Source organism: Streptococcus sp. DD04, assembly GCF_001578725.1.
In the GTDB taxonomy this organism is placed as follows: Bacteria; Bacillota; Bacilli; order Lactobacillales; family Streptococcaceae; genus Streptococcus; species Streptococcus sinensis.
The window spans coordinates 170086-182997 of the sequence record NZ_KQ968978.1; the positions used below are offsets into that span (position 1 = coordinate 170086).

Annotated in this window: 13 protein-coding genes and 1 pseudogene; 13 read left to right on the forward strand and 1 reads right to left on the reverse strand. The window is 44.1% G+C overall.

Going from position 1 to position 12912, the window contains the following annotated elements:
- Positions 1-60: 60 nt before the first annotated feature.
- From STRDD04_RS05850 to STRDD04_RS05885, 8 genes and pseudogenes are all read left to right on the forward strand, one after another.
- Positions 61-519 carry a MarR family winged helix-turn-helix transcriptional regulator gene (locus tag STRDD04_RS05850; protein WP_062200172.1) on the forward strand — a complete coding sequence of 153 codons (459 nt, stop codon included), beginning with the start codon at positions 61-63 and terminating at the stop codon, positions 517-519.
- On the forward strand, positions 512-2278 hold the full coding sequence (locus STRDD04_RS05855; protein WP_062200175.1) for an ABC transporter ATP-binding protein: 1767 nt from the start codon (positions 512-514) through the stop codon (positions 2276-2278). The genes STRDD04_RS05850 and STRDD04_RS05855 overlap by 8 nt, the downstream gene beginning before the upstream one ends.
- On the forward strand, positions 2268-4025 hold the full coding sequence (locus tag STRDD04_RS05860) for an ABC transporter ATP-binding protein (protein WP_062200178.1): 1758 nt from the start codon (positions 2268-2270) through the stop codon (positions 4023-4025). Before STRDD04_RS05855 ends, STRDD04_RS05860 begins: the two co-directional genes overlap by 11 nt.
- Before the next feature lie 189 nt (positions 4026-4214).
- A complete protein-coding gene (locus STRDD04_RS05865) occupies positions 4215-5366 on the forward strand; it encodes a DUF4352 domain-containing protein (protein ID WP_062200181.1) in 1152 nt (383 codons plus the stop codon).
- Positions 5367-5772: 406 nt separating this feature from the next.
- Positions 5773-5966 (forward strand): annotated as a pseudogene (locus STRDD04_RS10580) (ABC transporter ATP-binding protein); the annotation flags it as partial.
- Between the two features lie 263 nt (positions 5967-6229).
- Positions 6230-6730: a phosphatase PAP2 family protein gene (locus tag STRDD04_RS05875; RefSeq protein WP_062200186.1), complete on the forward strand. Its 501-nt coding sequence runs from the start codon at positions 6230-6232 to the stop codon at positions 6728-6730.
- 166 nt (positions 6731-6896) lie between these two features.
- Positions 6897-7586 (forward strand): histidine phosphatase family protein, encoded by a 690-nt coding sequence (locus STRDD04_RS05880; protein WP_062200189.1) that lies wholly within the window; start codon positions 6897-6899, stop codon positions 7584-7586.
- On the forward strand, positions 7583-8320 hold the full coding sequence (locus STRDD04_RS05885) for a M15 family metallopeptidase (RefSeq protein ID WP_062200190.1): 738 nt from the start codon (positions 7583-7585) through the stop codon (positions 8318-8320). The genes STRDD04_RS05880 and STRDD04_RS05885 overlap by 4 nt, the downstream gene beginning before the upstream one ends.
- An 86-nt stretch (positions 8321-8406) precedes the next feature.
- Here the strand turns inward: STRDD04_RS05885 and gdhA are convergent, their stop codons facing one another.
- Positions 8407-9753, reverse strand: a complete 1347-nt coding sequence (gene gdhA, locus STRDD04_RS05890; protein WP_062200193.1) for an NADP-specific glutamate dehydrogenase — start codon at positions 9751-9753, stop codon at positions 8407-8409.
- A 235-nt stretch (positions 9754-9988) separates the two neighbouring features.
- Here gdhA and STRDD04_RS05895 point away from each other — a divergent pair, with 235 nt between their 5' ends.
- The 5 genes from STRDD04_RS05895 to STRDD04_RS11595 form a co-directional block, all read left to right on the forward strand.
- The gene (locus tag STRDD04_RS05895) at positions 9989-10927 is read left to right on the forward strand and encodes a dihydroorotate oxidase (RefSeq protein ID WP_062200588.1); all 939 of its coding nucleotides are present in this window, start codon (positions 9989-9991) and stop codon (positions 10925-10927) included.
- 142 nt (positions 10928-11069) lie between these two features.
- A complete protein-coding gene (gene msrB / locus STRDD04_RS05900; protein ID WP_062200195.1) occupies positions 11070-12005 on the forward strand; it encodes a peptide-methionine (R)-S-oxide reductase MsrB in 936 nt (311 codons plus the stop codon).
- A gap of 137 nt (positions 12006-12142) precedes the next feature.
- Complete coding sequence (locus STRDD04_RS05905) at positions 12143-12682, forward strand: DUF4947 domain-containing protein (RefSeq protein ID WP_269450151.1); 540 nt, start codon at positions 12143-12145, stop codon at positions 12680-12682.
- The gene (locus tag STRDD04_RS11590) at positions 12606-12770 is read left to right on the forward strand and encodes a DUF4947 domain-containing protein (RefSeq protein ID WP_262366320.1); all 165 of its coding nucleotides are present in this window, start codon (positions 12606-12608) and stop codon (positions 12768-12770) included. Before STRDD04_RS05905 ends, STRDD04_RS11590 begins: the two co-directional genes overlap by 77 nt.
- A gap of 90 nt (positions 12771-12860) precedes the next feature.
- Positions 12861-12912, forward strand: a 52-nt coding sequence (locus STRDD04_RS11595; protein WP_269450153.1) for a hypothetical protein, incomplete at its 3' end; no start/stop codon positions are given.

Here is a 12912-nt window from a genome sequence, read left to right on the forward strand (position 1 = left end):
AAATAGTTCTCACGAAAACTAATTGGTTCTCAAGAGAACCAATCTAGAAAGGAAGTTTTGATGGAGAAGCCGTTATTAGAAATGAAACACTTTGGCCGACGAATGCAGCTGATGGTAGAAAAGGTTGCCAAGGAGCAAGGGATTGAGTTCATGGCTGGGCCGCAGGGGCAAGTTTTGCGTATTGTTACTTGCCGTGCACAGGAGGGTAAGGAAACGCTTATCAAGGATATTGAGCAGGAACTGGATATTTCCAAGTCGGTGGCCAGCAACCTAATGAAAAGGATGGAGAGAAACGGCTTTATCCAGCTGGAAACCAGCCAAAGGGACAAGCGAGCCAAATATATCCGCTTGACTGCGCAGTCTCAGGAGAACATGAGGAAAATTCGTGACTTTTTTGATGAAATGGACCGTCGTCTTTTGGAGGGGATTTCTGAGCAGGAATTACTGATTTTTTCTCAAGTGCTGACTAAATTTTATCAAAATATCGAAAGTCTAGAGAATGGAGAGAAAAATGTTTAAGTTATTTAAACGGCTGACGGCAAGGGAAGTGGGCATGATTCTACTCAGTGTACTCTTCACTTGCCTGACAGTATATCTAGAATTAGAGGTTCCGACTTATATTTCGGCGATTACGGGGCTGCTGCAGACGCAGGGAACGGCTTTAGCGGATTTGTGGGAACCTGGGCTGAAAATGGTTGGCTTGTCCTTTGCTAGCTTTTTGTCTGCTACTGTAGTTGGATTTTTTGCAGCTCGTCTAGCTGCCAGCTTTACCCAGAGTCTGCGGAGCGATATTTTCAACCGTGTGCTGGATTATTCGCAGACGGAGATTAAGAAATTTTCAATCCCTGGTTTGTTGACTCGAACCACGAATGACATTACTCAGGTGCAGGCTTTGATTACTATGGGTTTGCAGGTAGTGACGCGGGGACCGATTATGGCGATTTGGGCCATGACTAAGATTATCGGCAAGTCAGAAAGTTGGTTGACAGCTGTTCTCATCGCTGTTATTGTCAATGTCCTGATGACAGCAGTCTTGATGACGCTGGCCTTTCCCAAGCAGTCAGTTGCCCAGCGCTTGGTTGATAAGCTAAACAGCGTTACTAGGGAGAGTCTGACGGGGATTCGTGTAGTCCGGGCCTACAATGCTGAAGATTATCAGAATGAGAAATTTGCAGCTGCTAATGATGAAGTAACCCGACTTAATCTCTTCATCAGCCGCTTGGTGGCTATGATGAATCCTGTTATGATGGGGATTTCCAGTGGTTTGACTCTGGCGATTTACTGGATTGGGGCTTATTTGATTCAGGAAGCTAGCCTACAGGAACGCCTGCCGCTCTTCAGTGACATGGTCGTCTTTATGTCCTATGCTATGCAGATTGTGATTGGATTCTTGCTCATGGGGGCCCTCTTCATCGTCTTGCCTCGGACCATTGTATCCGTTGGCCGGATTAATGAAGTGCTGGACCTGCATTCTTCTATCACCAGTCCGGAACATCCTAAGACAGTAGCGGATAGCAAGGGAGAGGTGGTCTTTAAGGATGTTTCCTTCCGCTACTCTAAGAATTCTGAAGCGGTCATTGAGCATGTCAGCTTTACAGCGCAGGCTGGTGATACCGTGGCCTTTATCGGTTCAACCGGTTCAGGGAAATCCACGCTGGTCAATCTCATTCCTCGTTTCTATGATGTGATAGAAGGAGAGATTCTGGTAGATGGTGTCAATGTTCAGGATTGTCAGCTGGAAGATTTGCACAATAAGGTCGGCTATATCCCGCAGAAGGCGGTGCTTTTCTCTGGCGATATCGAGAGCAATCTAGACTTGGGTCAAAGCCAGGAAAGTCCGCTGGATGACAAGAAAATGTGGGAAGCCCTTGACCTAGCTCAGGCCAAGCCATTTGTCCAAGAGAAGGAAAAAGGGCTGAAGTCAGAGGTGGCTCAAAGCGGAACTAACTTCTCTGGTGGTCAGCGTCAGCGGTTGGCCATTGCCAGAGCTTTGGCTCGTAAGCCAGAAATCCTTATCTTTGACGATTCCTTCTCAGCGCTGGACTATAAGACGGATCGCATTTTGCGCAAGGAACTGGCCGAGCGGACGCAGGATATGACCAAGCTAATCGTGGCACAGCGGATCTCTACCATCATGGATGCGGATCAAATCTTGGTCTTGGATGCTGGTAAGGTGGTTGGTCAAGGTACCCACCGAGAGCTTTTGGCAAATAACGCGGTCTATCAAGAAATTGCCTACTCACAACTATCCAAGGAGGAATTAGAAAATGGGAAATAAGAAGTCTTCATTATTTAGCCAGATGCAGCCTTATCTCAAAGGCTTCCAGCTTCCTCTTGCTTTGGCATTTGTGGGAGCTGTCTTGTCAAACATTATCACGGTCTATGGACCAAATAAATTAAAAGAAATTACCAACCTCATCTCTGAAGGTTTGGTTACCAGCATTGATTTAAAAGCTGTGTCAGAGATTGCCCTTCTGCTGACAGTACTCTATGCAGCCGGAGCCTTGCTAAACTATGGGCAGTCCTTTATCATTAGTTCGGTGATTCAGCATTTCTCTAAGCGGCTGCGGACAGCCATTGCAGAGAAGATTAACAAGCTGCCGTTGGGCTATTTTGACGGTCATTCGCAGGGGGATACTCTGTCGCGCGTGACCAATGATGTGGATACGGTCGGCCAGTCCCTCAACCAGAGTTTAGGAAGTGTTATTTCTTCTAGCTTGCTCTTAGTGGCTGTGGTCTTGACCATGTTCTTTATGAACTGGATTTTGGCCTTGGTAACGATCATTGCTAGTCTGTTGGGCTTTGTCTTTGTGGGTCTGATTATGGGCCAGTCTCAAGGGTATTTCACTGCCCAGCAAAACAATCTAGCCGCTGTTAACGGCTATGTGGAAGAGATGTACTCCGGTCATAATGTCGTTATTAGCTACAATGCTATCGAGCAGTCAAAGGAGCGCTTTGCGGTCCTTAATCACAATCTCTATAATAGTATTTGGAAATCTCAATTTATTTCAGGGATCATGATGCCACTCATGATTTTCACAGGGAACTTTGCCTATGTGCTGGTTATTTTGGTCGGTGCGGCTCTGGCAATTGATGGTTCCATCAGTATCGGGGTTATCGTAGCCTTCATGGTCTATGTGCGGACTTTCTCTCAGCCTCTGTCACAGATTGCCCAAGGAATCACTGTCTTGCAACAGGCTGGTGCAGCTATGGGACGGGTCTTTGATTTCCTAGATGAGGCAGAAATGGAAGCTGATGACCATAAGGAGCGCCAGCTGGAGACGGTTAAGGGAGACGTGGCTTTTGAAGAGGTCTTCTTTGGCTACAAGCCAGACCAGACCATTATTCATGATTTCTCAGCTCAGGCCAAGGCTGGACAGAAGATTGCTATTGTCGGACCGACTGGTGCTGGTAAGACGACCATCGTTAATCTGCTCATGAAGTTCTATGAAATTGACAAAGGACGCATCACCATTGATGGAATAGATATTAAGGACATGAAACGCTCCGAAGTTCACGATGCCTTTTCAATGGTCTTGCAGGATACGTGGCTCTTTGAGGGAACTATCCGAGAGAACTTGATTTATAATCAGGAGCATGTCACGGATGAAGCGGTCATTGCAGCAGCCAAAGCAGTCGGAGTTCATCACTTTATTCAAACCTTACCAAAGGGTTACGATACGGTGCTGGATGATACGGTCAGCCTGTCGGTAGGTCAGAAGCAGTTGCTGACAATCGCTCGTGCTCTACTGAAAGACGCACCGCTCTTGATATTGGATGAGGCAACTTCATCTGTGGATACGCGGACGGAGGAGCTGATCCAAAAGGCTATGGACAAACTCATGGAAGGACGGACTTCCTTTGTCATCGCTCACCGCCTATCTACTATCCGCAATGCAGACCTCATCTTGGTCATGCGCGATGGGAATATCATCGAGCAGGGCAATCATGATGAACTCATGGAGCAGCATGGCTTCTATGCAGACCTTTACAACAGTCAGTTTGAGGAAGGCGAAGTAGCTTAAAATTAGCAATGAATAATCTACTATAGAATGGCACGGCTTAGGCTGTGCTTTTTCTGTAACTAGTGCATCGGTCGCTTCATTGGAAATTTAACAGCTAGATTTTGTGGTATTTTATTTAAGCAACATTTACAGTTTGATAAGAATATGATAAAATAGTTATAAATTTTAGTGTATCTTAGGGAGGAAATCATGAAAAAATTTTTAAACTATCTTGTCATCTCTTTAGCTGCGCTTTTGCTAGTAGCATGTGCTCCTAAAAAAACAGGTGGGAACGGTGTCTCTGGTAATAATCATGTTGAAGTGAAAATTAAGGATGGTACTTATGTATTGCCCAAAGATGAGTCTTCGGATTCTAAGTATCTAGCTTTGAATGTTGAAATTAAAAATAAGAGTAATAAACAGTTATATATTAGTGACAATGACATCACTCTTTATAATTCTGATGATGAAAAAATTAGTTCGATCAATGTCTATGATTCTAGTGACAAGTTCAAAACAATGTCTTATGAAAAGGTTGCTAAGGATAAGAGCGTCAGTGGTTATGTAGTATTTGAAGTAAATCCAAAGGATACTTACGAACTTCATTATTCTCCTCTGTACACAGATATTGGCAAGAAAGAGCCAGAAGAAGTTACCATCAAAGTTGATGCTAAAAAGTATGCGGATAATGTGGATAAAATGGAAGACTTGGCTAAAGAATATGTAGAAAAAGTCTTCTTGAGTGGAGACGCTTCAGGAAAAGCAGAAAATGTGAGTTCGAAGCAGTCCGATCAAGCGGTTGTGACAACCTTGACAACAAAAAATGATGACAAGAAAAAAGAAGGAAAAGCTGATCAATTTGTTCTAGGAGGAGACTTGGAGAAAGATCGAGCTAATTTCATGACAAGCTTTACCAAAGAGTTTGGGGAAGAATTCTCTTACTATACGCCATCAGAAGCTGAATTGCGGACATTTGCTGAAGCATACACTAAAATGAATGCGAAACGTGCAAAAGTAACTTACCAAGTAGCTTCTTTCTTGCCAGAAAGTGCGACAGTTTACGTTAGACCAGAAACGATTGGCCTAGAAAACATTCGGACTTACGACTTGGTCTCTAAATTTGTTAATGAGCATCGAGCAGAATATTCTGATTACAACGATGCATATAAGGCAGCAGAGAAATATATTTTAGAACAAGCGCCTAGTCAGTTTGACAGTATTCCTTTGGTTACACCTAAGTATATGGAATCTGAAGGTTATGAGCTGAAATTCACGAAAAAAGATGGCAAATGGGTTGTCGATAGCTCAGATGATTATGGGTATAAATACCTTGTCCGCTCCTTCAGTGGAAGTCTGTATTAATGCTCAAAGGAAAGTAAATTCGTCTTATTATTAACCGCGGTGGGTTGGTGAGAAGCGAGAATCTAGAGAGGACCTGCTGGGTCTTCTCTTTTTTGATGTTTAAAGTTCAGCAAATGTCTGTTTTAAATTTGTCGACATTGCGAAATCCAAAAGTATTTGGCTTGAGGACTTTCATGAGAATATTGGTTAGCGTTAAAATGGGGAAATCTGGAGTGTTGTTCCTCTTCTTTTGGGCTTTGATGAAGTTTTAAAAATAGGATTTTGCGATTGAAACTTGTCGGGAAGTACGCCAAAGAATTTTTCATCCTGCTTCTCTTAAAAATGGGGGGAGTAAGAGTTGCTACAGTTGCTAGCCCTTCTTGAATTTTCTAAAATAGCTGAGTAGTGCATGATCATTCTTCGTGCAGTGCTGCTCTTGATTTTGGACGAGGTGACTTCTTCGGTGGATGTGTGGACTGAAGAACTGATTCAAAAAGCTATGGACAAACTCATGGAAGGCCAGACTTTCTTTGTCGCTGCTCACCGCTGATCACTATTCGCAATGCGGACCTGATCTTGGTCGTGCGCGATGGGCATATCATTGAGTAGGGCAACCGTGACTAGCACATGGCGGTTTATAGCTTCTATGCTGACCTTTACAAGAGTCGGTTTGAGGAAAAGCAAGAAGCAAGCTAAAATAGAAAAATTAAACTCTAGCAATTTGAATGCTTGGAACTCTGTTTTTAGTATGGTATAGTAGATAGTAGAAATGGAGAAGTTCATGGAAATAGAGGTTTTAATGATGGCTTTTGACAAGAGTCGTATACCCCTGCTGGTCTAGAGCAAGATTCCAGAGCAAATGTTTGAAAAGTATAAAGGATAAGATGAAAGATTATCGTGTTTTCTATCAAAAGCTGACAGCTCCCTTGCGGCGACGTCCCAGCTTACTCAAAGTTTTGATTTGTTTTAACCGATTGATGACCCTGCTCATGCCCTTGGTTTATGCTGGAGTGCTATTCAATGCCTATCTAGTTGGAAACTGGCGAGGGTTATTGCTTTATCTCTTATTGCCAGCTACAGGTTTTATTGTTCTGTCGCTGGTTCGTCAGCGCATCAACCAGCCGCGGCCTTATGAGAGCTGGGACTTCAGTCCCTTACTGGCTAAGGATGTGTCTGGGGAATCTATGCCCAGCCGTCATGTTTTTTCCTCTACGATTATTGCGATGTCAGCCTTGTCACTATCTCCTTGGTTTGGTTTAGTGTTGCTTTTTTTGACGGCGCTTTTAGCCTTGGTTCGAGTGCTTGGTGGAGTTCACTATCCTAAGGATGTCCTGGTCGGCTATGCCTGCGGGCTTTTAGTTGGTAGCCTTCTATATCTTTTTTGACGATGTCGTTTTTCCTATTTTGCTACATCAAAGCTGCGTGGTGTAGCTTTTGATTTGTCCAATTTCACTTGTGTCTTGTTTCGATTGATTTTTCTGGAGTATGAGGTAAGAAAATGTTTTTTCTCAGAAAAGTGATATAATGAGAGGAGAATAAGGGGGTAAGTGTATGGCAAAAACAAGATTATACCTAATCCGTCACGGCAAAACGATGTTTAATACAATCGGGCGAGCTCAGGGCTGGAGCGATACTCCGCTGACAGCAGAAGGCGAACGCGGTATCCGTGAATTGGGGATTGGTTTGCGTAAAGCGGGTATTGATTTTAAACTAGCTAGATCCAGTGATTCAGGTCGGACGATTCAGACGATAGGGATTATCCTGGAAGAGCTGGACTTGACTGGGAAGATTCCTTATAGGTTTGACAAGCGCATCCGCGAGTGGTGCTTTGGCAGCTTTGACGGGGGATATGACGGTGAGCTCTTTATGGGAGTCATGCCTCGGGTCTTTAATGTCGAGCATGTTCACCAGCTCAGCTATGCCGAATTGGCTGAAGGTTTGGTTGAGGTGGATACAGCTGGTTGGGCTGAAAACTGGGAAAAACTCAGCGGCCGAATTTGGGAAGGCTTCTCAGCTATTGCTGAAGAGCTGGAGGCTTCTGGTGGTGGCAATGCTTTGGTTGTTAGCCATGGAATGACCATCGGAACCTTCGTCTATTTGATAAATAGAAGCCGCCCTCATGGACTTGACAATGGTTCTGTGACCGTAGTGGATTATGAAGACGGGAAATTCAGTGTTGCTTGTGTTGGAGATATGTCCTATCGTAAAGTTGGGAAAGAGGAACTGGAGGCAGAAGCTTGAAAAGAGGTCGCCATGCTAAGAAAAACTTTTCTTTGTATCGACTGATAAACTGGGTCTTGTTTTTAGGGCTTGGGCTTGGATTGCTAGTTGCTTTGTGGCTATTTCAAGGGCAGGAAGAACATGCCCCAAAACCTGCTGATGAAACTCTTGAGGTCTTGGAGTCGAATTTACCCAATGTTTCAGTTGATGACTGGGAATTGATTTTAGTCAATCGCAGCCATCTTCAGGAAGATTCGCCCCCTCAATTGACCCAAATTGATGACATTCAGGTAGACAGTCGTATTGCTGAAAACACAAGAAAATTTTTAGCTGCGGCACAGAAAATTGCACCGGGAGAAACTTTGATTTCGGGCTATCGAAGTCGAGCGGAGCAGGCAGAAATTTATGAAGAAGCCCTAGCCTTAGCAGAGGAAGAGGGGCTTTCTCGACAAGACGCTGAACACGAGGTGCAAAAACGAATTCAGATTCCTGGCGCCAGCGAACATCAGACAGGCTTGGCTATTGATATGAGTGAGCCAGAAGGTCAGGAAGATGAAGTGGCCGATAAGATTGCGGAAATTGCTCCCAGATATGGCTTTATTCTGCGCTATCCTGAGGGAAAAAGCGATATTACTGGAGTGGATTTTGAGAATTGGCACTATCGCTATGTCGGCGTAAAATCTGCCCAATATATGCAAAAACATGATCTGGTTTTGGAGGAATACCTAGCTCTTTTAGAAGCCGCAGATAAGTGAGTTTTTTATTGTGCACTTAATTTGACAATTCAAGAGATAAAAAATCAGCTGCTCAAACGAGCAAGCTGATTTTTAACTCTTTTATTTTAAACCAGACCTTGGGCAATCATGGCGTTGGCTACATTTTCAAAGGCTGCAATATTGGCACCAGCAAGATAGTCCTTGCCAAGTCCATAAGTTTCAGCAGTAGTTTTAGCTGTATTGAAGATGTTGGTCATGATGTCTTTGAGACGGCCGTCAACTTCTTCGCGAGTCCAAGATAGGCGCAGGCTATTTTGGCTCATTTCTAGAGCGGATACAGCTACACCACCAGCATTGGCAGCTTTAGCAGGACCATAAAGGATTCCGTTTTCTTTGTAAACTTTGATAGCATCAAGGTCGCTCGGCATGTTAGCACCTTCAGAAACGACTTTAACTCCTTGGGCAACCAAACGTTTGGCCGCTTCCCCATTGATTTCATTTTGAGTGGCACATGGAAGAGCGATGTCGTAGTTACCAGCGTAAGTCCAGACAGAACCTTCATAGTAAGTAGCAGTTGCTTTTTCAGCAGCGTATTCTGTCAAGCGAGCACGGCGGTTATTCTTCACATCTGCTAGGAGGTCGAAGTCAATACCATTTTGGTCGATGACATAACCGTTTGAGTCGGAAACAGAGATAACGGTTGCTCCAAGTTCAGTTGCTTTTTGCAGGGCATATTGGGCAACATTACCTGAGCCAGAAATAACCACTTTCTTACCAGCCAAGCTATCGCCATTAGCCTTGAGCATTTCTTGGGTAAAGTAAACCAAGCCATAGCCAGTAGCTTCCGGCCGAATTAAACTGCCGCCAAATCCAAGAGGCTTACCAGTCAGGACACCAGCATCAAACTGTCTCAAGCGCTTGTATTGACCGTAGAGGTAGCCGATTTCACGTCCGCCGACACCAATATCACCAGCTGGAACGTCCAGAGATGGGCCGATGTATTTTTGTAATTCTGTCATAAAGCTTTGGCAGAAGCGCATCACTTCAGCATCTGTCTTGCCTTTTGGATCAAAGTCAGATCCACCTTTACCACCGCCGATTGGCAGGCCAGTCAAGACATTTTTGAAGATTTGCTCAAATCCGAGGAATTTCAAAATCCCTTGGTTTACAGTTGGGTGAAAACGGAGACCGCCTTTATAAGGACCAACTGCTGAGTTGAATTGCACGCGATAACCACGGTTGACTTGCATTTTGCCCTCGCGGTCCACCCAAGGAACACGGAAGCTAATCACACGTTCAGGCTCAGTGATACGGGCCAAGATATTTTCTTCGATGTATTCGGGATGCTTTTCAAAGACTGGCTCAAGCGTACTGAGAAACTCTTCAACAGCTTGGAGGAATTCTGCCTCGTGTCCGTTGTGGGCTTTTACAGTTTCAAAAGTGCTTTGGATATATTCTTTAGCAGTTGTCATGGTGATTCTCCTTTGAAAGATTGTATTCTTACGGGGTCAATTATAGCAGAGATTTTTCCGCTTGTAAAGAAAAAAGTTGAATTTTCTGAAAATTCCCACGACATTTTTTCTGAAATATTCTTAAAAATTAGGGAGGTAAATACCGAACATTTTAGTAGAAAAATGGGCTAAACTCTTTATAGGAGGAACTTTAATGATATAATAGAAGAAAACTAAGGAATATGAGGTCAAAATGATGACGACAACCAAGACACAAATTGCGGGTTTTGAATTTGACAACTGCCTGATGAACGCAGCGGGAGTGGCTTGTATGACAGTCGAAGAGTTAGAAGAAGTTAAAAACTCTGCTGCAGGAACCTTTGTGACCAAGACGGCGACACTGGACTTTCGTCAGGGCAACCCAGAGCCTCGCTATCAGGATGTTCCCCTAGGCTCCATCAACTCTATGGGGCTGCCCAACAATGGTTTAGACTACTATCTGGACTACCTGCTGGAGCTACAGGAAAGCGAGCCAGACCGAACCTTTTTCCTCTCGCTGGTTGGCATGTCGCCAGATGAGACTCATACTATTCTCAAAAAAGTTCAGGCAAGTGATTTTAAAGGGATTACCGAGCTCAATCTCTCCTGCCCGAATGTACCTGGCAAGCCTCAGATTGCTTATGATTTTGAAACAACGGCAAAGATTTTGTCAGAGGTTTTTGCTTATTTCACCAAACCGCTAGGTATCAAGCTGCCTCCTTACTTTGACATCGTGCATTTTGACCAAGCTGCTGCGATCTTCAATCAATACCCGTTGGCTTTTGTCAACTGTGTCAATTCGATTGGAAATGGTCTTTACATTGAGGATGAGTCTGTCGTTATCCGTCCGAAAAATGGTTTTGGTGGTATTGGCGGCCAGTATATCAAGCCGACGGCTCTAGCCAATGTCCATGCCTTTTACCAACGCCTCAAACCAGAAATCCAAATCATTGGAACCGGTGGTGTCTTGACCGGCCGAGATGCCTTCGAGCATATCCTTTGCGGAGCCAGCATGGTGCAGGTAGGAACGACCCTTCATAAGGAAGGTGTGGCAGCCTTTGAGCGCATCACTGCCGAACTCAAGGCGATTATGGAAGAAAAAGGCTATGAAAGTCTGGACGATTTCCGAGGGAAATTGAAGTATATTGAAGATTAAATTATCAAAGTAAGTATGTTATTGGGTAGGATGAGTTTATTTTCCTGCCCTCTTCTTTTGATTTCTAGGAATCTCCTAATCAAAATTCTATAAAAGTTCACTATTTTATGAGAAAATAGACACAAAGAAATGAGGTGTTTTTATGGCAGAAATTTATCTAGCAGGCGGTTGTTTCTGGGGCTTAGAAGAATATTTTTCTCGGATTGAGGGTGTTGAGGAGACGACAGTAGGCTATGCCAATGGTCAAGTGGAATCCACTAATTATCAACTGATACACCAGACCGACCATGCGGAAACGGTGCAGGTAGCCTACGATGAAAAGCGGCTTAGTCTGCGGGAGCTCCTGCTCTATTATTTCCGAGTCATTGATCCTCTGTCAGTCAACAAGCAGGGAAATGATGTGGGACGCCAGTATCGGACCGGCGTTTACTACGTCCGTGAAGCGGATCGGTCCATTATCGAGCAGGTCTTTGCTGAGCAGGAGGAGCAGCTTGGACAAAAGTTAGCTGTAGAGTTAGAACCTCTGAAGCATTATATCTTAGCCGAGGATTATCATCAGGACTATCTCAAGAAAAATCCCGGTGGCTATTGCCACATCAATGTCAATGATGCTACACAGCCTTTGGTGGATGTTGGTCGCTATCCCAAACTTAGCCAGCAGCAGCTGAAAGACAAGCTGACCGAAGAGCAGTATCAGGTGACCCAGCAGAGTGCGACGGAGCGCCCCTTCCAGAATGCCTACAATGCTACTTTTGACGCAGGAATCTATGTTGATGTGACAACTGGGGAGCCACTCTTTTTTGCGGCTGACAAGTTTGAGTCTGGTTGCGGCTGGCCGAGCTTCGCTCGTCCTCTTACCAAAGATGTAGTCAGGTACTATGAAGATAAGAGCCACGGTATGGAGCGGATTGAGGTGCGTAGCCGGTCAGGAAATGCCCATCTAGGCCATGTCTTTGCCGACGGACCGCAGGAATTGGGCGGTCTGCGCTACTGCATCAACTCAGCAGCTCTGCGATTTATCCCAAAAGAGCAAATGGAAAAAGAAGGCTACGGCTATTTGCTCACGTATATGAAGTAAAAGGCTTTTAAGGCCTTTTTTGTGAAAATTGACAAAATTTTTTAGATAAGGGATCATGTACATAAGAAAAAAGGGAGAGAAATAGGCATTTTAAAAAAGCCTCCATTACTTTAGTTGCGTTTATGGCGGTGCTTACTTTGATAGCTTGTCAATCTACGGCGAAAAGGACTACTGGCTCCACATCTTCCTCTATTCAAAAAGGTAAAGTTACAAAGAAACCAAAATCAGATAAGGAGACCAGTTCGAGCAGTCAGACTTCAGACTCTAGTGACACCATTCCCGAGAGTGACGCAGCAACAGCTCTAGATGAAGTGACGAATGGCTTGCCTCAAGATGCCCAGTCTGCCAAGACAGATAAAATTTATGCAACAGGCAATGCCAAGGTTTATTATCGTTCCTTTGAAGGAGGATTTAGCGCTCAAACGCCTGATTTCAAGGGTTATACTGAGGAAAAAGTTAGAGAAATTCTTGGTGCACCAGAGACCGTGATAAGGGATTCGAACTATATTAAAGAGACCTTTAAGCGCCAAGAGTTAGAAAACTTAAAAGCGCTCTACCAAAGCCAATATGTGACGGAAGGAACAGGCGAGGGCTTTCTATTTGGTAGCAGCAGATATTGCACAAGCTGTCGGCTTAGGACAAGACTATCAGTTGGACAGCGCCTATATTTTATATAGTTACAAGCAAAATAAAGTTTACCTTGTTTTTATTGAAGGAGAGTTAAAATATATCACTCCTCACCCTGATTATCTTTATTTTAAATAAAGTATCAAAATCCCTTGCACTATTTTCCTAGGCTTGTTATAATGGCTAAAATCTCTTGAAACCAAGTGTTGGGAAAGTGAGGATATGCGGATGAAAGCATATACAAATGTTAATCTGGTGACCTGCGACAGCGATTTTCATG